Here is a 20,386-nt window from a genome sequence, read left to right on the forward strand (position 1 = left end):
ACACCCCGGACCTCAATCCCGAAGAGCAGTGCAATGCGAGCGTCAAGAAGGCCCTGCTCAACACTCTGCCTGGAAGCATTGAGGAATTGCGTCGACAGGCGCGCAGGGAGTTTCGGCGGCTCCAGCATCGCCCTGCCACCCTCCGCGCCTACTTCGCTCACGCCGGCCTACCTCTTAACTCGACAAGCTGAAGCTCATTAGTCGAGGTACTACTGCAGCTTTTTCGCGTCGGCGACACGCGCGTGGCGCAGCATCTCTCGGCGTATGCTGCCCACGGCCCGTTCGGCGTAATAATTCATGATTGGCAGATGGACGGGCGTCAGCTCGTCGTCGATTTCGAGCACGAGCATCTGCCGCGCGAACTGCCCGGCGAAGTACGAGCCGTGAACGTGGACCACCTTCTTCGGGCGGCGCTTCTCGCGAGCGCAGGCCTCGTTGAAGGTGCGGATGGTCCACACCGAGTCGACGTCCCAGCCACCGTAGATGCGCAGATCGATGAGTTCGCGTGTGTGGACGTCGATGATGAGTAGCGTCTGCAGCCAGATGCCCTTGGCCGTCTTCACGGCGAAGAAGTCGAGCGCCCAGAGGGCGTCCTTCACTGTCGACGTCACGCGTTCGAAGTCGAGCTTGCGGCCCGGTCTGGGCGAGAAGCCGTTCTTACGGAGGATTCGCCCGACGGAGGGCTCGGAGATGGTGATGCCCATGCGCCGAAGCTCCTCGCGGATGCGGCGCTGTCCCCACGCGGGGTTCTCGCGCTTGAGCGTGACGACCGGTTCCACCATCTTCTCGTCGATTCTCGGCCTGCCGACGACAGAGCGGCGTCGGCCTCACGAGCGGAAGAGCGTCGCCCACCGCTTGCTGGTCAGCACCGAGGCTGAGAGGAAGTGGCGCGTGAAGGGCTCGTTCCCGCGCGTGAGGAAGTAGGCGAAAACCTGCGCGGCTCGCGTCGCCATCGGGAGCGGCGCGGGCTGCGTGCGTCGATCCAGCTCGGCTTCGCGCAAGTCGCTCTGCGTCTTCAGCACGATGTTCTCGCGGTAGAGACGCATCGCCTCGGACATCGCCGAGGTGCGTGGTAGCCGGGTGCTGCGCTCGACGGCGGTGAGGAGGGCCTTGTAGTAGGTTAGCTCGAACACGCGCAGCGTGAGGTCCATGGCGCTGACGACGCGCTCGCCAATGCTGATGCAACGTGCCGTCGAACTCTTGGTGGCGCTACTCACTGGCATTCACACCATTGGAAGGTCTTGGAGTCGATCAGCCTGACGAGCGCCGCGTGCTGCAAGGGCGCCACGACCTTGACCGGGTCCTGGGTGAGCAGAGTCATTGCCCACCAGCACCTTGTACTTCGCTGGAATCCGACGCGTAGGTCGCGATGCTTCTGATGGTTCTCGCCTCGGGGGCATCAGCAGCGGCTTCTCCGAAGACCGCATGCCGAGAAGTTGGGCGCCAATTGCCCGGGCAAACACCTCGGCTAGCAATGAGGGCACGGCGTTACCGATCTGCTTCTGAACCACATGACGGCTGCCGCGTACCACGACGTCGTCGGGGAAGGTCTGAATCCGGCAGAGTTCTCGCATCGAGAGGCGCCGGTTGTCCCAGTGGAACGGACCGATGGCCGGGCCGGGCTGTGCCTGAACAGTCCACGACGGCTGGTTCTTCGCGAGCTTCAGTAGGAAGGACCAGTACCGGCGACGCCAACCGAACAGGGGGACGCCACCGCCACGGTCAGTGTGCCAGAGGTAGTTCGACCCCTCCGGAATCGACGGCAACAGGTCGGCCCAGTGCCCTGTGGCGGCGACGTCTTCTTCGGGAGCAAGGACGAGATCGCCAAGCGCATCCCAAGCGGTGTGCGGCGGCGCGAGATGCACATCTGCAGGATCGGATTCGGTGACCGAGACTCGATGGGTTGGCGAAGGGACGTTGAATACCTTGCCGTCGCGCGCACCAACCATGATGAGGCGTTTTCGAAGCTGCGGCACGCCGTAGCTCGCGGCGTTGACGACATGGAACACCGGTCGGTACTTGGTGCCGATGCGGCCATTGATCGCCTCGATCTCGTCGAGGAGCAGGCGCAGTCCTTCATCTTTGCCCCGGTAAGCGAGGCCTTCGACGTTCTCGAGCAGGAACGCGCGTGGCTTGGTCTGCTCCAGCATGCGCAGGTAGGCAGCGAGTGTTGCTGCCCGCGGGTCGCTCAGCCGGAGAGCGTCGCCTCGCGCCCAGTAGCCCGCCTTCGAAAAGGGTTGGCACGGCGGCCCGCCGATCAGAACATCCGCCTCGCCAATCTTCAGGCCGGCAGCCTTGAGCACGTCTTTGCCGCGGACCTTCAGGATGTCGGTCTCCATGACGGTCCACGACGGACGATTCTCACGCAGCGTCTCGCAGCACGCGTGGTCCATCTCCAGCGCGACTGCGGTCTCGAATCCGGCGGCCTCGAAGCCGTAGTCCAGACCCCCGGCACCCGAGAACAGGCTGATGACTTTGGGCTTGGTCATGCGGGTACTCCTACGAATAGCTCTGGCAAAAGGTCGGCGTACAGCGGAGCGAGTGCGCGGGCCTGGTCGAGACGCAACTCGTGTGCGTTCGAGAGGTCAGCGACGAACTGCACCCGCTTGATCCCTGCAGGTAGCGGTTGCGGCACGGTCGGAACGTCTACGGCGCGATACAATCTTAGGGTCTGTCTCGTGGCATCGAGGTCGAAGCGCACGTCATCGGCGTCGGCATCCGGCCAGTCGCGCCCCAGAGAGTCGGCGATGATGGTCTCCAGCCGGGCGGTAGCCCCGTCACCGACTCGAGTTCCAATCTGTTCGACGAGGTCGAACACGCTCACCCCGTGCGGAGTCTGCTGCAGCATGAGCGAGGCGATGACGGTCTCGCCCGTGATCGCAGTGCTCAGTTGGTCGAACTGGAAGTGGTGCTCGCGCAGCTTGGTCAGCGTGGACTTGATCTCGAGCCGATGTGATCCGAGCGCGAAGTCGTGAAGTTCGGTTGGTTCCGAGTGCCAAGCCGAGATTGCAACCTCTGGTACACGGGCCCACGCGATGATCGCGAGTTCGGCCCAGAGTCCTTGGACCGACTGCCTTGGCGCTCGGTTCAGAACACTAAACAGCGCGGTGATTCCGTCGAGCGTCCGCTCCACTTCCTCAGCAGAGGGCGCAGTGACGGAACCGTCGCCCACGTTGCCGAAGAATGCTCCGACCACCCGACAGAAGTAGCGCTCGAGTTCGGCATCGTCGGCGGTGCAGACGAGTACCGCGAAACGCACGTGTTCGGAAGCGCCATCGGCGCGGGCGACAATCATCTCTAGCGGAGGTGCGAAGGTGAGGTTGGCTAGCCGTCGCGGGGTTAGCCCGCTCCCAGTGGTCGCAATTAGGAGCGCCGGCTGATTGGCAGAACTGCGCGCGAGGCGAAGCGCTCCGGCACCATGCGCGATCGTGTACGTAGCCTCAGGCGAGGGGCGTGGTAGTGCGCGATATGTGCTCCAGAGGTCCGTCATTGTCCCTGCGCGATGACGTCGTCCTTGCGGAGCTTGGTGTGGATATGGACGGCGATTGCCGGCACCGGGTTCTTGAGGTCGGGAACGTTTGAAATCCGAAGCCAATGGATCTGGAGCGTGACGAACGTCGTGTCATGCATCTTCGCGTCGCCGGGATACTTCCCCTCGCCCTTGGCTGACGACCGGCCCTGGTGGAGCTTAAGGGCACCGGCTCTCGCATCCACGCTTCGCGCACGGGAAAGGCCTGCGTCCATCTTCATGACCAGGACCTGTGCTTCCGGGTTGTCGTCCAAGATGTCGCGCAGCGTGACGAGCTGCCCGTACCAGTCCGCGACGTCGCCGCCGCGAACCTGATAGGCGAGGAGCACATCGCGGAACAGTGGAGCAAGCGGAGCTGTCGCAACCCGGTGTTTGAAGAACGCCTCGTCGGCCTCGAAGATAAGGCCCGCTTCGAATTCGCGAAGCATCACGCCGTTGCGAGCGGAGGCCTCTGGATCAAGGTGAGGCTGCTCTTGCAAGAACCACTCATGGTCGGCCGAGATCCGATAGTAGGGGTCGGCGAGGACGTTCTTGCGGGTCGGCTTGAGCTGCGAGTCGAGGAAGAAGGCTCGTCGCCATTCCCGCAGCGGCCGGCCACGATGCTGCGCGAGCTGGGTTCGCACATCCTCCTCATGGCGCACATACGACCGATAGGCGTGAATGACATCGGGGTGCAGGTAGAGTCTGCAGAGTGAGAGGTACGCCTGCTTGTAGCCAAAGAAGCGGGCGCGCTGTTGGATGGTATCGGCGTTCCAGTCACCTGCGCTGCGCGGCATGTACGTGACCGTCAGCCCCTCGACGGTGAAACCGCGGTTGAGCTTTTCGCCACCGACAAGAATGTGGGTCTCGGCATTGTCCCAATCGACCTGGTCGTTGCCGTTGCTCGAGTTGACCTCGCTCAGGTGGACGTCGCTCACGCAGCGCCGGAGCTGCACGACCAGCTCGTCGAAGGTGGGCAGCGTTGAATCCGTCGTGCGCAGGTCATTGTAGGCTGGGCGAAACTCAGCGAGCGTATCGGTGCGCTCATCGCTGTCCTGGCTCCGCAAGCCGGTGGTCCACCTCCCGATGATCGCCTGCACCCACGCCAAGTAGCGCTTGTGGTCGTCCTGGTGCTGGCTCGGGTGGATCAGCATCGAGATCGGACGAGGCTGGTTCCGAAGGCCTCCCACGGCGGCGCCGACAAAGAAGACGCGCATCGCGCTGAGCAGCGTTTCGGGCGGTTCTTCAGTTGCGCTGACGTCCAAGTCGTGAGCTGGGATGGCGTGAACGAGCGCGGGGTTGGCGTCGACGCCAAAGAACGTCTGCCCGCCGGTGTAGCCATCGCCAGGGCGCACGAGCTCGGCGAACGCGGGGGAGAGCATGTCATCCAGCGCAATCAGCAGCGGTGCCTGCGGCGTCGCCGTGTACTGGAGGTAGGTGTGGTTTGGGAGTGCCGCGCGAACCCGTGCGATGCGCTTGTAGGTGGTTGATGCCTCGACGGCGTTCGGCTTCGTATTGAGGCCTGCCTGATCCGCTTCATCATCAAGAATCAGCGCCGGGATGCCGCGCAAGTCGACCTTGCTGAGGAGCGAGGCGAGGCCGTCGAGGTGGGTGTGGTTCTTCAGGACCAAGTAGAGCAGGGTCTTCTTGTCCTCCTCCCGAAACGATCCGTCGCGCCAGTCCTCGGCGGCACGCTGGAGATCTCTGACCGCATGCTCGCCGAACCCCTTGGCCGAGTTAAGGATGCGCCACGCGGATGGCCGCCCCGACGCTTCGCGGAGGTCCTTCTGAAATCGATCAGCGTTCTGCTGCAGGAGGTTGGTCGTCACGCCGGCCAACAGGATGATGATACGGCAGCCGTTGTCTCGCGCGAGGGCGCTGACCGTGGTCATCGACATCGTCTTGCCACTTTGGACGTAGCCGATGGTGAGGCCCGTTCGGGTATCGTCGGTGGCGCTGGTGAACGGGCGGCAGTTCCGCACGATTGCCAGGGCGTCGTCGCGCACCCGCGTGACTGCCTCAGGGGTCTTGAGCTTGCCAATCCTCTCCAGATACTGCCCGAGGCGGATCGTGGTCTCGCCGATCACGGGCGACCATTCACTGCCGGCAGGGGCAACCACACGGGCTTCGTCGAAGGTCGTTGTCATGAACTAGGAAGGCTCCACCGAGAGCGCGTTGAGGATCTTGTTCGCGCCGCTGCGCACGATGCTGGTATGGCTGATGCCGCTCTTGCGAGCCATGCGCTCCGACAGCGCAAGGGCGGCCAAGATGCGCAGGATCGGCTGCAGGGCCTGCTCGTTGTCGTTGATGAACGCGATGCTGAATCGGTGGTCGAGGTTGAGCCGAACGGAGAGGACCTCCTCACTGGTTGCGCTCTTCTCGACGGCCGCGACGAAGAAGTCAGCCGCTTGATCCTGGACGAGTTGGAGCACAACCCTGATGGATGAGCCCTCCCACGGCAGCACGAGGATGTGTTCGCGCTGCTGAAGCACCGCCTTGGGCTCGGGCGACGGCGACACCTGATCGACCTCGGCGGGGGGAGGCGCGGCGGCAACTTCGCTGATGGCCTTGCTCGTACCGGCGTCGGCGATGGCCTCGGAGGCATCTGCGAGCGCGTTCGCCCCAAAGTCCTTGGGAAGTTGGTCTGCCGTCTTCCGCGCGCGGTATCCGTCGGCCTGGTCGAGCAACGGGCAGTCAGGCGAGTTGATCTGTCGCCAAATCTTGTCGAGGAGTTCGTCTTCGTAGCCTCCCCACTGGATACCATCTTTCGTGTGCGAGACGTCGAAGCCCTCGACGAACATCTCGCCGATCACACGCTGTGACGCGAAGCTATTGGGCGTGCCGAAAAGAGCGGACGGCTTGTAGGCTTCTCCAACGCTGCCCTCGATGAGCCGACGTCGGCGGAAGACGCTGAAGCCGGCGTGGACGTGGCTACCCTTCTCGAGGATGCCGGCCCAGCCCGTGACTTTACGGTCGCCGAAGTCCACGTCGAACGTCTGGCGCCAGAGCCGCGAACTCGCGTTGCGAGTCTTGTAGTATGGGGCGTCGAGCAGTTTCGGTGGGTCGTAGGAGAGTTCTTCGACGCTGCCCGCAGTCGTGACACGGAGCTTGACGATGCCCTCGTTAATGAGGACGCGGTAGATGCTCTGCAGGTGATCTTTGATCTTCGCCAGGGTGCGGCCCTTTGGGCGCACCCTAAGGTCAGTGAGCGTGACGACGGTGAAGTGGTCGCTCTCTCTCGCCGTGGTCGTCTCGATCGGGAGCACCTCAGCCCCAGAGCGCATGATCGCCGGGATGTTGAAGGTCACGGTGCGCTGAACCGGCTCACCGAGCGCGGAGGTGCGAACGGTCCACTTCTTCGCAAACCAGCATGCTGCCGCCTTCATGCCGAGGCCGAACTCGCTGAGGCCGGTGGCATCGGTAGGTGGCGTTGCCGGTGAGAAGGCCCGCGGGAAGTCCACCCAGGCGATGCCACCTGCGCGGTCGGTGATCGCGATCTCGTTGTCGTCGATGTTCACGTCGATCACGAGCGGGCCTGCGTGGCCAGCGTCGGCGAGGCGCTGTTGGTTCGAGAGGAAGCTCTGGATCGAGTTGTCGATGAACTCGGCAAGGGCGAACCAAGGCTTGTAGTTGAGACGCGCGAACGCGGCGTACATCCCCACCTGTGGGCGGATGTTGAGCTGACTCGAATGGGTGACCGACCGTGTGGCGGCGGTTGGCGTGGCTTGGTGTTCGGTGGCCTTCGCCTTGCTCGTCGTCCAGATGCCTTCCGAGAGCATCGCCTGCACATAGCGGTCGATGTTCTCCGGCCGGAACGCATACAACGTCTCGCCCGACGTATTCTCGTGCGTGGCGAACCCGGTGTCGGCGGCCTCTTCGAGCAGCGACAGAGGCATGAACATTGAGAACCGGGTCGTTCGACCCATGCGGCGGTAAGGATCGAAGGCGACGATGACGGCCCGTCCGGGGCCCTGCTCCTGCCAGATGCCAAGCAGCAACTCGTGGCGGTTCGGGTCGTCGATGATCGGTGTGCCCTGGGCCGGGTTCTGGAAACGGCGTTCGAGGTGGCGACCCCGAGCACTCCCGCCGATGCGGCGCGCATAGATGGCTACGTTGAAGGTCTGACTGTCGACGGTGAGCGTTCCCTTGGTTGGCCAACCCGAGCCGGCGTCGACGACCGCCAGCGCCGGTCGCAGCAGTTCGCCGAGGCTCATCGCGGGCGAGGCGTCGTCGCGTGCTGCGCGCTCGGCACGACCGGGCGACTTCTCCGCCACGTCTACACCAACCTCCTCGTCATCATCCTCCTCATCCAGCGCCGTCGCGCTCTCGGAGCGGAGCTGGCTCACGTAGTTTCCGAGCAAGGTGCGCCCGTGCGTCGCCTGCAACTGCGCTCGGAGCGAGTTCGGATCAGTCCTGAGCAGGGTCGCCAAACGACGAACGGCGCGGGCATCCTCGCGCACCTCGGACACCGTCTGGTCGAGATCGAACTCCTGTGCGACGGGATCGAGACGAAACGCCAACTCGGCTTGCAGGTCTTCGAAAGAGCGCCGCGCCTGACCTCCGAGGTTCGTCGCGACCAGGTTCCAGTCTGCCAACGTCAACGGCCCCGTGTGGCTGACCAAGTTCGTGAGATCGGGTCCCACACGCGTCATCGCCGCTACGACCATCTGCTCGTGCGTCCGAGCGCGCGGGAGACCATAGTGATCGACGATTCGCCGCAAGTCGTCGATAGGCAGAACTCGGAGAAGGCGGCGAGACAAACGTGCAGGGCGACCGGGCGGCATGTTGGAACCTTATACGACACGCTCCTCTCGACCAGAGGAGCCACGCTCTGCCTTAGACGATTTCTCGATCAGACTCAACACATGTTCAGGTGTGCGGCAGCATCTGCGCGAGCAAAGACGCGAGGTTACGGCTCAATGGCGACCGGTAGGCCGACCTGGGTGGCGACCGGCGTCCTGATGTCGGTGTCGACGCCGGGCGTCTCGACAGAGAGCACCAGCGCGTAGCGCACGCCGTGCTCGCTGCGTTCGCGCTTGGACTGGTCCTTCCTCCAGCCGCTCACCGGGTAGACCGCGATGACGGCGACGTCGGCGGCATTGCACGAGAGGATGTCCGAGTGGAGCGAGCCTCGGTTGCGGGCGTGCTCGCCGAGGCACCACTCCGACGAGTCGCCGCCGGTGGTGGGCTTGGCCTCGTCCTCCTCGATCGCCTGCTTGTTGAGGCGCTTGTGGAAGTCGGCGAAGGACTCGGTGGGGCCCTTCACGTCGAAACGCAGGCCGTGGGACTGGTAGCGGTGCCGCTTCTTCCAGCCGGGTCGGCCGGGGTTCGGCTCGATGAAGTACGAGAGAGTGATGCGCAGGCGCGCCGGCGTAGCACCGAGTTCCGCGAGCACGTCGCGCGGCCACGGCAACTCGAAGAAGTGCAGCTCGCGCATCTGGCCGTCCACGAAGGGGCGGATGCTGCTCTGCGCGACGAGGGTGAGCGCGTCGTTGGCGCACCGCAGCGCACGCTCGGCGCTGGGCACGCCGAAGCCGTAGCGTTGGACGAGCTTCGCGCGGGCGCGCTTGCCGCTCGCGCCGAGCAGGTGGGGCTGCATCTGCGCCGACCACTCTGCGGAGTGGACCACTAAGAGTTCCTGTCAAAAGTAGTCCCATAGGTACGCCAGGATGCATCCGCTTCCTGGCGTGCGTACCTCCGGGGGCATGAGGCGTGAACTGGTGCCTGATGCCCTCTGGAAGCGGAGCGCCCCACTGCTACCTCGTCGTCGCCGAGCCTCCACGCGAGGGCGGCCCAGGTGCGATGACCGGGCGGCGCTGCGCGGCATCATGTTCGTGCTCAAGACAGGCATCGCCTGGGAGGACCTGCTGGCCGAGGTTTTTGGCGTGAGCGGCACCACCTGCTGGCGTCGGCCGGACGAGTGGGCGCGTGCCGGGGTGTTCGAGCGGCTCCAGCAGCGACTGCTGGATGAGCTGGGCATCCTGGTGCGCATCGACTGGCGGCGTGCGGCGTTCCACTCCGGCAGCGTCCGGGCGAAAAAGGGGGCCCAAGGCCGGCCCGAACCCCACGGACAGAGGGAAGAAGGGCACCAAGCACCATGTCGTGACGGACAAGAGGGGCAGTCCGCTGGCGGTGCTGCTGACAGCAGCGAACGTCCACGACAAGAAGTGTGCGCTGCCGCTGCTGGACGCCATCAGGCCGGTCCACAACGGACGCCGAGGTCAGCCTCGCAAGAGGCCCAAGAAGGGACACGGTGACAAGGGGTACGACTACTCGAACATCCGGCGCGGTCTTCGCAAGCGCCGCATCATCCCGTGTATTGCGCGCAGAGGTATCGAGTCGAGTCAGCGGCTCGGCCGACACCGGTGGGTCGTGGAACGCACGTTGGCCTGGCTCCACAACCTCAAGCGGCTGCGCATCCGCGAGGAGCGCCGGGACGACATCCACCTCGCCCTCCTTCACCCGGGCTGCAGCCTCATCCTGCTGCGGAGGCTTGCCGGGCATTATTGAAAGGAGTTCTTAGCGCTGGCCGAACTTCACGGCGGCCTGCAGGCGGATGACGTCCGTCAGCGCGCCCGGGTCCACCAGCTCCATGGCCGCCTGCTGGGAGAGGCCGGCGTAGCGGCGCTTGCGGTACTCCTCCTCGTCCTCCTCACCGCCGCCCTTGTCGCCCTTGTCGTCACCGCCGCCCTTGCCGTCATCCGGGCGGAGGGACAGCGACTGCGCCGGGGACAGCCCCTTCTCGATGTGCACCGACGAGAGCGCGTCCGCGCGCAGGGAGGTGAACAGGCTGGCCATGGAGAGGCAGAAGACGACGGCAACGGTGAGGTTCTTCATGGGGGGGCTCCGTTTCTCTTGAGGGGATGACGCGCGGCCTCGAACGGAAATTCAAGGGGCCGTCGGCGCCTTCATGGTGCGGATGTATCCCACCAGTGCGTCAATCTGCGCTGGGGTGAGCTTGTCCTTGAAGGGCTTCATCTTGCTGTTCCGTGGATCGCCGTCGGCAATCACCTTGCGGATGTCGGCGTCCGTCCGGGACTGCTGCCAGGCGGGCCGGCTCATGTCGCCGATGGACTCCTTCTGGCCCATCTTCGTCTGCGCCTTGCCGTCACTGCCGTGACACACGGTGCACTTCGCCTTCCACACGTCAGCAACAGCGTCCGCGTGGGCGCCGGTGGCTCCACCCAGGCTCAGGACCAGGACCAGCCGCTTCATCATCGTCGGGGGCTCCTCGCGGACGGCATGCCGGGCCCTGGGCCCGGGTCCCCGAGCATACGCCGAAGAGGCCCGTTCGCACGCGCGACGGCGGCGGTGCGGACGCCGCCTACTGGCAGCCTGCCGTGGAGGCGTGCTTGTCACAATCCATGGGGCGTACGGCCGCCGTCAGGCCATCCGCCTGGAATACCAGCTCCGGTTTCCAGTCCGGCGCTTCGAGCGTCCCCCTGTTGCGCAGGAGGACGAGCCGCTCCGTCGGGGGCAGCGGGGCGTTCTGTTCGCACACCCTTCCGCCGGGCGCCGGCGGAGCCACGACGGGCGCGCCGGCGCCGGGGTTGCCCAGCCAGCACAGGCCCACCAGCAGGTTCACGTCGAGCTTCGGCGGGATGACCAGCTCCGGCCCCAGCTCCGCGCATTCGCAGCCGCCCACGCCGCAGGCGTTCTCCTGGCAAGCGGGCATGGGACACACCGAGCCCCAGGCATCACTGCATGCCAGTGCCTCCCAGCGCATGCGCGTCACCTGGACGCCCTGCTCATCCATGACGCGCGTGCCCAGCCGCACGGGCTGGTGGGTCGCGCGTGCTTTCTGACGGGCCTCCTGCATCATCAGCACCAACTCGCGCTGCGCGGCGCTGAGTCGCTGGCGCTCCGTCATGCCCTGGAAGCTGGACACGGAGAGGGTGGCGAAGAGGCCAACCAGGGCCACCACGACCATCACCTCCAGCAGCGTCATGCCTCGGTTCCGTGGCCGCATGTCAGCCCCCCGTTCCCACGAACGCGAAGTTGCGAGGCGCCAGGCGGATGACGCTGTGCCGGCGCTTGTAGCCATCCCGGAGGTTGCCGTCGTCGTCTCGCGCTCCGGGCGCTTCGTTCCCCGTCAGCTCGGCGCGCTGCGAGCGCGCGGTGATGGACACCTCCACCACGCGCATGTGGCGCATCAGCTCGTCACCCGCGCTGCCCGGGCCGCGGTCCGGTGGAACGGGCACGCCCGGGTCCCAGGCCCAGGAGATGTGCGCGGCGCAGGCGGCCTGGGTGCAGGTGGCCAGCGAGGGGCGCCCGGCCTCCGCGTCCGGGAAGAAGCGCACGGGGGCGCCAGGGAGCACGTTGGGTGCAATCACGCCCAGCCGGACCTGCAACTGCTCGATGTCCTGGGACACCGCGGTGTAGCCCGCGGGCCCCATGGGCCCATCCGCGTCCATCTCCAGCACGGGCGTGCCGCCGGGCCAGTTCACCCGGTAGCTGCGGCTGGTGAGCGGGAGCAGGTACATGCCCCCTTCGCGCGGCTCCCGTGTGCCAAGCCAGGGCGACTCGGGAAGCGCCACGGCATCGGGATGACAGTTGCCGTCGGCGGGCGCGGGCCGGCCTGGGATGGCGGGCGTCCACTCCACGCCTTCCGCCACGAGGTTCGTCACCTGCCCCACGCAGGCCCAGCCCCGCTCGTCTTTCGTGCCCGGGAACACCACGGCGATGAACGCATTGTCCAGGTAGGCGGGGGGCAGGCCTCCGATGCACAGCGTGTCCTCGAACCAGGCCGCAGTCGCCGGCAAGGGACACTGCTCCAGCAGCACCATGCGCGCCGGGTCCGTCTCCCAGACCTCCAGGGCATCCGACAGCAGCGCGGCGTTGGCGGGTGGGACGAAGGTGGCGTCATTCGGGAAGGTGGCCTGGGGCCGGGCCCACACGGCGTAGAACAGGTCTGCTTCGCCGGCGGGAGTCCGGCCGCCGGTGAGGGAGACGCTGCCGATGCCCGCGCCCGCCCGTTGCACGCCGAACGCCATCAAGTCACGCGCGGCCCGGCCCTTGTTCTGTGTCTCCATGATGCGCTCTTCCAGCAGGCCCCGGCGCTGGAGGTGGACGCTCACGCCAATGGCGGTGGCGAGCACCACCATGGACATCGATGCGGCCACCATCAGCTCGATGAGCGTGAAGCCGTGCGGCGTCGTCGAACGAAGTCGCTTCATGGCGCCATCCGGGTCTGCAGGGCCACCGCGCGGCGGGGCGCACCGGGCTCTTCCATCCAGCTCACGGTGACGCGGACGTTGACGACCTGGTGCAGGGCCAGGTTGCTGGCGTGGGGAAGCGGGATGGCGCGGTTCAGCGCGGGCTCGCCTGTCTCGGCGCCCTCGAAGGGTGGGTCCACGTCCAGCGTCAGCGTGTAGGCCATTTGCGGCGTCGCGGCCGGAAGGGGCGGCGTCTCCGTCATGCGGCCATTGGCGGACCACCACACGTCACGCCTCGTGTTGTCGAGCTGCTTGATGTTGACGCAGGGGTCGTTCAGCGGCTCGCCCACGCAGCGGAGGTTGACCACACGCTCCAGCTCCTGCTCGGCGATGAGGCTCGCCTGGCTCAGGTTGTTGTTGCGGCGGTTGTGACGGGACGCGGTGCCCAGCGTGAGCATGATGCCCAGGATGCCGAGCATGAGCACTGCGGCGGTGGCGATGGTCTCCAGGATGCTGAGGCCGCGCGGATGGGCGTGGAGCCTGCGCCGGTTCATGGCACCACCTCCTGGACGCGTGAGCCGGACTGCACGTCCCAGATGAGGACCCGGGAGCTGCTTCGCGGCGACTCCGAGGTGGGGTTGTTGTACGTCCCGCTTCCCAGTGCGCGCACCTGTCCGTTCTTCACGATGAGCAGGTGATTGTCATAGAGCACGGGCGCGTGCGTGCCGTGGCCGTCGATGGGGGTGTCGTTGCCCGCGAGCGCATTGCCCGAGGTGCTGTAGGCGTAGACCCTGCCGCTGGTGGTGCTGTCCAGGTCGCACGCGCTGGCGGCGCGGCCCACGGCGCTGGTGGTGAAGACGCCATCCTGGGTGGTGGAGACGCCGCCCCAGACGACCTGGCCCGCGCCCAGCTCGCGTGTCCATTCGAGGTGCGCGGGGCAGTTGGCGCCTGGACGCGTGGCGGGCACCGGGTCGCGGTCCTCGAAGGCCATCAGGTGATAGCGGGGCCGTGGGTCGGCGGTGTCGTCCGGCTCGTTGGCGATGTCCGGATTGTTGGCGGTGCCGAAGTACAGCCGCACCCGGCGGGAGCCGCTGTCAGGCACCACCGACGCGGAGATGGTGGAGTAGATGCGTTGGCTGGTGGGGTTGCGGATGCCGGGCACGGCCTGCGCGTCCGCGACGACACAGGAGGCCAGCACCTTGCCCAGCGGCGTGTTCGACCCGGTGTTCGAGTAGGTGGGGTTGATGCGGTAGATCTTCCCCGAGGTGGACGGGACGTAGATGACGTCGACGTTGCCGTCGCCATTCACGTCCAGCGGGATGGGCTCTCCGCCGATGCCTTCATTCGCGTCCGCGGTGGTGCCCAGCGTGACGACGCCCGCCAGCCGCGCCTTCGCGCTGTTGCCCGTCACCTGCGCGGGCAGGCCCGTCTTGAGGTCCATCAGGTAGACGGTGCCCACCGTGCCGGACTCAGGCGAGTAGTCCGTGCCGAACATGGACACCCACTTCTTGCCACCCGCCTGGCCGAAGTCCATGCGCACCAGCGAGGGCGCATGGCGCGAACCGCGTGTGTCGGGCTTGGGCGTGGCGCCGGTGAAGAGCGCCGGCAGCGGGTTGCAGCCGTTGCCGCTGCCCGTGCACGGAATGCCCGCTGACGTGAAGCGGTCCCGCTTCATGTCGAACTCCCACAGGGGCGTGGGGTAGCTCGAGTCCGTGGGGTTGGTGACGTCGAGCGCGAAGAAGACGCTCTGCTTGGGGCCCGTGGCGCTGGCCAGCACCGTCTTCGCGCCCTCGTTCCGGGCAGGGCGGGGACGCCAGGCCTCGTCGGTCTCCCGAGGGTCGTGGCCGGTGTCCGGGCGGTAGTCATCGCTCCGCAGGTCCACGTCCGCCACGGAGGGCGTGGCGTCCATCGTGGCGCGCTCGGTGGAGTACGCGTCGTTGGCGCGGCGGTAGTTCTCCACGTAGTAGGGCAGCATCTTGAAGGGCAGGTAGGCGAACAGCTCGTTGCCCGCGCCGTAGTCATGGCCACTGGCGCAGTTGCCGGCGCGGCCGAAGTAGCCCTGGTACTCCACGCGGCCTGGCGTGCAGGGGTCATCCCCCGTGCGGAAGTAGCCCGTGCCCAGCGCGTGGAGGTACCCCTGCGTGGTGCCCACGTACGTCACCGTGGGGCGGCCCGTGTTGGCCGCGCTGAAGTTCTCCGTGAACTTCCGGCGCTCCGCGTCCAGGTTGCGGCCTTCGAGCAGCCACGCGGGCACGTTGGGCGGCCCGATGACGGCCGCGGTGGACAGGTTGATGCCGCCCAGCGGCCAGGTTCGCATCCGGTTGCGGATGACCGAGGACTGGCGGTCCTCCCAGCCGTAGAGCCAGTCGCGCAGCGCCACGCGGTCATCCGCGGTGCAGCCGTTGCGGCCGTCCAGGTCATACAGGTACACGCTGCCGTTGCGGCGGGTGCAGTAGGTGTCTGGGAAGAGGGGGCTGGTGGTGTTGGTGCGCGCCATCAGGTCCTTCACGTCGATGGCCTGCTGGTTCGCCGGATTGAGCGTGACGAGCCTGCGCGTGTCGAGCGGCTCGCCGGGGCGGGTCTCCAGCGTGCGCATCAGGTCGCGCATCCACTTGCCGGAGTCCCAGACCTCCTGGGTGGGCTCATAGGGCACCAGCGTGGCGGGCTCGTAGAGCTTCTTCAGGTAGATGTGGCCCCGGTCGATGGTGTCCGGACGGTTGTCGTAGGTGCGGATGGAGACCTGGTCCACACCTCCGTCGGCGACCCAGGCGCGCCCGGGCGTTTCATAGACGCCGTGGATGACGGCGTTGGCCATGGGGATGAGCGACGCGCGGCCGTATTCACCGCTGCGCTGCGCTTTGTAGGAGACGTTGATGTTGTGGATGGTGGGCTGGCAGGACTCACCCGGGCTCTCCATCACCGCGCGCCAGCACAACTGTGTTCCCACGCGGCCCTGCTCCAGGAAGTCCTGCAGGACGGCTGTCTCATTGCGCACGCCGCCGTCGCTGTCCGGGATGGGGACCCGGAGCCAGTTCGGATTGTCGTTGAGGATGTACGTGGGATTGGAGGTGTTGCAGGGCTCCTGGCAGACCTTGCAGTCCAGCGCCACGTCATAGCTGATGTCCGGCCTGCGCTGGCCCGTGCCGCCGTCCGGCAGCTTGACGGAGAGCGAGCAGGGCGCGACGCCGCCGCCATCCGCCGCGTAGTAGGGCTGGTCCTCCACGGTGAACGTCACCTCGGTGATGGTGAAGTCCAGGGAGATGTCCGGAGAGATGTCCGACACCACGTCGGAGCGGTAGGAGCCGTTGTTCTGTTTGTTGATGAGGATGACGATGTCGCTGTACGTGCGGTCACCGCCCGCGTTCTGGTCTTCCCAGCCCAGAATCCAGACCAGGGGGTTGTCACGCGGCGCGCCCACAATCGTGTGCGCCGCGCGGCGGTTCACGGAGGGGACATCCTGCGTCTGGTCGAACGGGAAGACGACGCCGCCATAGGCCGGGTCGTTCTCCAGCCGTGGGTACACCATGGGATTCAGCCAGTTGGTGCGGAGGTTCTTCTGCCTCACCACGAGCGGGTCACTGCCCTGGTGCAGGTCCATGTTGAGCGGCGTCTTGGTGAAGAAGACGTTGATGTCGCCGTGCATCCACAGGTCACACTGCACCTCGCGCCCATCCGTCGTCGGACGGGTGATGAAGCACGAATCCGTGGCCGGGCCGTACACCTGCTCCACGTAGGTGACGAGGAAGAAGACGATTTCACGCCGGCCCGCGAGGCGTCCCATGGGGACGACCTGGTCCTCGGCCTTGGTGATGGCGGCCGTTGTGCTCTTGCCGGTGATGAGGCGGCCCGCGCTGTCGAACGCGCTGGCCTTGTAGTCAGGGATGCCGTCCGCCTCATCGGATTTGTCCCAGGCCGTGCCGGTGCGCATGACCTGGCCGTTGCCGTCGAGCGTCCAGCCCTGACGTGGCGCGAAGCACTCCGCCGATTCCGATTCGTGGCACGACGTCTCGTCGTCGTCCGTGGAAAGGAAGACGAGGTTGCCAATGCCTCTGTTCCCGTTGAGTGCATGCCGGGGCTCCAGCAGGTTCGGGATGTGCGGGAACAGGCCCTGGTCGCTGAAGTAGGTGTCGATGATGCCGGAGGTGACAGCGCTCTGCCTCAGGTTGTCGCGTCCGTGGTAGGGGTCATACGCGAGCAGGTCGTTCGCGAAATCACGCACCGGGCGGCCCACCACGCCGCCGGTCGAGGGCCGGGTGGGGTAGTCAGCGCGCCCCTGCCACCTTCGAGGTCCCGTATCGGCGGTGTAGCGACTGCCGGCGTTACACGGACCCATCAACAGTTCGGGCTCGCGCAGCGTCACCGTCCCCGCGTCGCCCCAGCGCCGGTGGATGAACGTCCGGTTGGGACAGCGGGGCGCCACGCCGATGTAGCGCGTGGGGTTGAGGTTGTAGAGGTCCTCGTGGAAGTCGGGCACGCCGTTGTTGTTCTTGTCCAGCAGCCGGTCGTCATCGGAGTCCTCTCGCGTGCCGTTGTCGTCGATGTATTCGGCGTCGATGAGCTCGTCGTAATAGAACCAGCCCAGCGTGCTGGAGGCGCCGCTGCCCGCGCGGTCATCGACGATGAGCGCGGTGAGCTCCTGCTCGAAGGGCAGGATGATTTTCTCCGGGTCCAGGACGTTGAGGTTGGTGTTGAGCCGCAGCTTGGGCGGGTTGTCATCCGTGACGATGATGGCGCTGGGGATGCCCGCGTCCCTGCTGAAGTCGGGTTGCTTGTCCTGGTCCGTGGTGTCGATGCACAGCGCGAGGCTGTTGGCGCCGCCATCCGTGCCGCCACTGCCCGTGTCGCCGCCGGGACTTTGGGCGAGCACGGCTCCCGCGGCGGCCACGGCCACCGCGGCCATCCAGGTTCGAGTCCAGCGCATGATGTCCCCCCTGGCGGCCGGTGCTTCAGGGCCGCCCGATTCAGGTGCAACGGATTGCGGTCGAAGGCTTGGGAATCAGAATGTCGGAAGGCCGCTGCTGGAGGTGCCGTTGCCCCGGCAGCCCATCTTCATGCCGTAGCCGCACGCGAGCCCTCCCGGGGTGCTGCTGTGCTCCAGGAGTGAGCGGACGATGGTGCGGTAGGGGAGGCCCGGGCCTGGGGGTTGGACCTCGCCCACCGACACCAGCCAGATGCGGCCGTTGGCGTCGGCGTTGCGGTCGGCGTCGTCGTCGTCCTCCACGACGAAGACGCGGAAGGAGACGCTGCGAGCCTCCGGGTAGGCGCGGATGGGCTCGCCCTCCACGTCGTTGATTTCGACGGAGGCGCCCGGCACGGTGTCGTCGATGGCCGTGCCACGCGCCAGCGTGTACGGCGTCTGGGGAATGAGCTCTCGCCAGGGCACGCCGCCCGCGGCGACGTCGGGCAGGCCCTGCTCGGCCACGACCTGCAGGCGCTGCAGGACGTCCTGGCTGTAGCTGCCAACGCCTCCCGCGACGGGGTTGTTCATCATCGCCAGGACGACGGCGCGCCCTTCAGCCATGCCCGCCTCGGCGGCGAAGAGGGCTTCACGCGAGCGGCGCTCATGGGATTGGAGCGTGCTCTCCGTGGTTACCGCGCGGAGGGACACGAGCACGCCCGCGGTGACCAGCGCGATGAGGCCCAGCGCCAGCAGCAGGGTGAACCCTCTCCTCGCGCCAGAGGCGTGTGCGGGCTTGCGGGTCGGATGACAGCGCACCGGGGACTCCTTGCCCTGAAGGGCAGCAGGGAAGCGCAGGTGTCTGTCTCAGCAATCCTCAGGCCCGCTCTCGCGATGCAGCCATGCCAATGCATCCAGCCGCTTGGCCAGAGGCCTGGGTAAAGCCTGACACGGAATCACACGACACGAATTGCGGACCTCGCAAAACTTGCGAGTCAGCGACAAAGTGGGACGGACCGTGAGGCTCATCCCAGGGGGCGAGACGGGTGGTGGCTCCGTGACAGTCTCACGGAGCGTCGAGTTTCAGCCGCGCCCTCGAGGCCAGAACGTCACGTCGCGTTCCGGCGCGTTCAACCAGACGGACTTGAGGAAACGCACGGCGTTGCGGTCCGCGGTGTCATGCCGGCTGGTGAAGACATGCGCCGTGCCCAGCAGCAGCAGCACCGCCAGGGATGCTCCCAGCGCGGGCACCGCGGGCCACGTCTGGCCGGGCTTCCGCGCCAGGCTGACGAAGACCCAGGCGGCGGTGCCCAGCAGCAGCCCCGCCAGCACCCCACCCGTCAGTCCCGCCGGCAGCCCCAGGAAGGTCAGCACGCCAGGCGGGAAGTAGCCCGCGCGCAGCAGCGGCAGCGCCAGGGCGCCCACGGCGTTGGAGACATCATCGGGGATGTAGTTGATGAAGGTGGCCACTCCGGTGGCGACGATGGACACCGCGCACAGGAGCGCGGCCACGCCCAGGGCCCACGTGCCCTGGCCGGCCGCGCGCAGGCGCTCCAGGAAGAGGCCGGCCGGCAGCAGGAGGAAGGGCACCAGGCCGGTGAGGTGACGCGGCCCTGTCGTCCAGCCCCACGAGTCGTAGGAGAACGACGAGGTGAAGTACGTGTAGCCCAGGAGCAGGGCCAGGCTCAGCCACGCCAGCGCACGGGCTTCCGGCGACTGGCTCCGGCGGCGCCACACGAGCAGCAGCCCCGGCAGCGCCAGCAGGAGGAAGGGCGCCAGGGTGAACAGGCCCCGCAGCGGGGAGAAGAAGGACAGGGCGAAGGCACGCGGGTCCGGCGTGCGGATGCCCAGGAAGCCGCCCAGGTGCCAGGGCTGGTAGCCCGCGTCGTTGAGGTACTTGTAGCCGCTCGTCAGCGGGTGGCCGAACGTCACCTGGTGGTAGGCCATCAGCGCCACCAGGAAGGGCAGGGCGCCCAGCGTGGCCAGCCCCGCGGCCCGGCCCAGGCGCGCCCAGCGAACACGCGCGGGCGCGTCCTGGAAGGCGATGGTGAGCACCGCGTACAGCACCAGGCCGAGCACGCCCAGCGCGCCAGTGTACTCGGCGGCCACGGTGGCGCCCGCGAAGGCGCCCGCCAGGACATAGCCCCGCTCGCGCCATTCGCCACGCGCGCAGCGCCACAGCGCGTAGAAGCTGGCGAAGAGCAGCACCGCCGTCGTCTGGTGGCTCATGAAGAGCAGCGAGTAGCTGAAGGCCAGCGAGCCCAGCCCATACGTCACCGTGAGCGCGTCCGCGACGAGCGGCTCCAGGGACGCGCGCAGGTAGCGGCGCACCAGCCACAGCAGGCCCAGCGTGGGCAGCACGGTGAGCAACAGGCGCGAGAAGAAGACCAGGGGGACTTCTGGCACGGCATGCCGGTGGCCGCCGCCCACCGCGCGCAGCGCGGCGTAGAGGGGCACGGCGGCGAACGACAGCAGCGGCGCCTTGCTGGGGTAGTACTTCCCGTCCTTCACGGACAGGTCTCCGACCTTGCCGTAGTCGTGCAGCGCCTGGTTGATGTGCAGGGTGCCGTACTCCACCAGCGCGCGCGTCTGCCACAGCCGGCACAGCTCGTTGGGCGAGCGCAGGCCCGGGTGGTACGGGAACAGCAACACGTACAGCGCCGCCAGGGCGGCCCACACGGCGCGCGGCGCGCCTCGGGACGGCAGGGGCTGGCGCTCGGGAGTGGGGGCCGTGGTGGGCTCCGGGGGCGCGTCGGCGGGCAAGGGCGTGGAGTTCATGGCAGCGGGGCCCTGCTCTCGGGCGAGGCCGCCTCGGAAGGCGGCTGC

At 67.0% G+C, this 20,386-nt stretch carries 16 protein-coding genes and 1 pseudogene; 2 read left to right on the top strand and 15 right to left on the bottom strand.

The features are described 5' to 3' along the window. Positions 1-209 precede the first annotated feature (209 nt). The 7 genes from FL344_RS19595 to FL344_RS19625 form a co-directional block, all read right to left on the bottom strand. A complete protein-coding gene (locus FL344_RS19595; RefSeq protein ID WP_141619591.1) occupies positions 210-782 on the bottom strand; it encodes a hypothetical protein in 573 nt (190 codons plus the stop codon). Positions 783-827: 45 nt separating this feature from the next. Then, on the bottom strand, positions 828-1,223 hold the full coding sequence (locus FL344_RS19600) for a hypothetical protein (protein WP_228565196.1): 396 nt from the start codon (positions 1,221-1,223) through the stop codon (positions 828-830). Continuing rightward, positions 1,224-2,489, bottom strand: a complete 1,266-nt coding sequence (locus FL344_RS19605) for a DNA cytosine methyltransferase (RefSeq protein WP_141619592.1) — start codon at positions 2,487-2,489, stop codon at positions 1,224-1,226. After that, positions 2,486-3,295, bottom strand: coding sequence for a PD-(D/E)XK motif protein (locus tag FL344_RS19610; protein WP_228565197.1), 810 nt, complete (start codon positions 3,293-3,295; stop codon positions 2,486-2,488). The genes FL344_RS19605 and FL344_RS19610 overlap by 4 nt, the downstream gene beginning before the upstream one ends. Before the next feature lie 191 nt (positions 3,296-3,486). Beyond that, positions 3,487-5,655: a Z1 domain-containing protein gene (locus tag FL344_RS19615; protein ID WP_141619594.1), complete on the bottom strand. Its 2,169-nt coding sequence runs from the start codon at positions 5,653-5,655 to the stop codon at positions 3,487-3,489. A gap of 3 nt (positions 5,656-5,658) precedes the next feature. Then, positions 5,659-8,229 (bottom strand): ATP-binding protein, encoded by a 2,571-nt coding sequence (locus FL344_RS19620; RefSeq protein ID WP_228565198.1) that lies wholly within the window; start codon positions 8,227-8,229, stop codon positions 5,659-5,661. A gap of 188 nt (positions 8,230-8,417) precedes the next feature. Beyond that, complete coding sequence (locus tag FL344_RS19625; protein WP_141619596.1) at positions 8,418-9,137, bottom strand: hypothetical protein; 720 nt, start codon at positions 9,135-9,137, stop codon at positions 8,418-8,420. A gap of 76 nt (positions 9,138-9,213) precedes the next feature. Between FL344_RS19625 and FL344_RS39200 the strand changes: the two are divergent. Continuing rightward, a pseudogene (locus FL344_RS39200) lies at positions 9,214-9,399 on the top strand (transposase); the annotation flags it as partial. Between the two features lie 76 nt (positions 9,400-9,475). Continuing rightward, positions 9,476-10,018, top strand: coding sequence for an IS5 family transposase (locus FL344_RS19630; protein WP_228565200.1), 543 nt, complete (start codon positions 9,476-9,478; stop codon positions 10,016-10,018). A gap of 9 nt (positions 10,019-10,027) precedes the next feature. Here FL344_RS19630 and FL344_RS19635 read toward each other — a convergent pair whose 3' ends face one another. From FL344_RS19635 to FL344_RS19670, 8 genes are all read right to left on the bottom strand, one after another. Beyond that, positions 10,028-10,345: a hypothetical protein gene (locus FL344_RS19635; RefSeq protein ID WP_090485148.1), complete on the bottom strand. Its 318-nt coding sequence runs from the start codon at positions 10,343-10,345 to the stop codon at positions 10,028-10,030. A 51-nt stretch (positions 10,346-10,396) separates the two neighbouring features. Beyond that, positions 10,397-10,726, bottom strand: coding sequence for a cytochrome c (locus tag FL344_RS19640; RefSeq protein WP_141619597.1), 330 nt, complete (start codon positions 10,724-10,726; stop codon positions 10,397-10,399). 106 nt (positions 10,727-10,832) lie between these two features. After that, entirely contained in the window at positions 10,833-11,477 is a 645-nt protein-coding gene (locus FL344_RS19645) for a Tfp pilus assembly protein FimT/FimU (protein ID WP_141619598.1), read from the bottom strand. Between the two features lies 1 nt (position 11,478). Beyond that, complete coding sequence (locus FL344_RS19650) at positions 11,479-12,684, bottom strand: PilW family protein (RefSeq protein WP_141619599.1); 1,206 nt, start codon at positions 12,682-12,684, stop codon at positions 11,479-11,481. Further along, positions 12,681-13,217, bottom strand: coding sequence for a hypothetical protein (locus FL344_RS19655; RefSeq protein WP_141619600.1), 537 nt, complete (start codon positions 13,215-13,217; stop codon positions 12,681-12,683). The genes FL344_RS19650 and FL344_RS19655 overlap by 4 nt, the downstream gene beginning before the upstream one ends. Further along, a complete protein-coding gene (locus tag FL344_RS19660; protein WP_141619601.1) occupies positions 13,214-17,584 on the bottom strand; it encodes a pilus assembly protein PilY in 4,371 nt (1,456 codons plus the stop codon). The genes FL344_RS19655 and FL344_RS19660 overlap by 4 nt, the downstream gene beginning before the upstream one ends. A gap of 75 nt (positions 17,585-17,659) precedes the next feature. Further along, complete coding sequence (locus FL344_RS19665; RefSeq protein ID WP_141619602.1) at positions 17,660-18,379, bottom strand: hypothetical protein; 720 nt, start codon at positions 18,377-18,379, stop codon at positions 17,660-17,662. Between the two features lie 264 nt (positions 18,380-18,643). Continuing rightward, positions 18,644-20,338, bottom strand: coding sequence for a hypothetical protein (locus FL344_RS19670; RefSeq protein ID WP_141619603.1), 1,695 nt, complete (start codon positions 20,336-20,338; stop codon positions 18,644-18,646). Between the last annotated feature and the right edge of the window lie 48 nt (positions 20,339-20,386).

The organism is Myxococcus sp. AB036A (genome assembly GCF_006547355.1).
Lineage (GTDB): Bacteria > Myxococcota > Myxococcia > Myxococcales > Myxococcaceae > Myxococcus > Myxococcus virescens.

Excerpts from the sequence above, each read along its gene's own strand:
- FL344_RS19650 (WP_141619599.1), bottom strand. The coding sequence starts at position 12,684 with ATGAAGCGACTTCGTTCGACGACGCCGCACGGCTTCACGCTCATCGAG.
- FL344_RS19630 (WP_228565200.1), top strand. The coding sequence starts at position 9,476 with ATGAGCTGGGCATCCTGGTGCGCATCGACTGGCGGCGTGCGGCGTTCC.
- FL344_RS19595 (WP_141619591.1), bottom strand. The coding sequence starts at position 782 with ATGGTGGAACCGGTCGTCACGCTCAAGCGCGAGAACCCCGCGTGGGGA.
- FL344_RS19635 (WP_090485148.1), bottom strand. The coding sequence starts at position 10,345 with ATGAAGAACCTCACCGTTGCCGTCGTCTTCTGCCTCTCCATGGCCAGC.
- FL344_RS19645 (WP_141619598.1), bottom strand. The coding sequence starts at position 11,477 with ATGCGGCCACGGAACCGAGGCATGACGCTGCTGGAGGTGATGGTCGTG.
- FL344_RS19670 (WP_141619603.1), bottom strand. The coding sequence starts at position 20,338 with ATGAACTCCACGCCCTTGCCCGCCGACGCGCCCCCGGAGCCCACCACG.
- FL344_RS19660 (WP_141619601.1), bottom strand. The coding sequence starts at position 17,584 with ATGCGCTGGACTCGAACCTGGATGGCCGCGGTGGCCGTGGCCGCCGCG.
- FL344_RS19605 (WP_141619592.1), bottom strand. The coding sequence starts at position 2,489 with ATGACCAAGCCCAAAGTCATCAGCCTGTTCTCGGGTGCCGGGGGTCTG.
- FL344_RS19615 (WP_141619594.1), bottom strand. The coding sequence starts at position 5,655 with ATGACAACGACCTTCGACGAAGCCCGTGTGGTTGCCCCTGCCGGCAGT.
- FL344_RS19600 (WP_228565196.1), bottom strand. The coding sequence starts at position 1,223 with ATGCCAGTGAGTAGCGCCACCAAGAGTTCGACGGCACGTTGCATCAGC.
- FL344_RS19640 (WP_141619597.1), bottom strand. The coding sequence starts at position 10,726 with ATGATGAAGCGGCTGGTCCTGGTCCTGAGCCTGGGTGGAGCCACCGGC.
- FL344_RS19655 (WP_141619600.1), bottom strand. The coding sequence starts at position 13,217 with ATGAACCGGCGCAGGCTCCACGCCCATCCGCGCGGCCTCAGCATCCTG.
- FL344_RS19610 (WP_228565197.1), bottom strand. The coding sequence starts at position 3,295 with ATGATTGTCGCCCGCGCCGATGGCGCTTCCGAACACGTGCGTTTCGCG.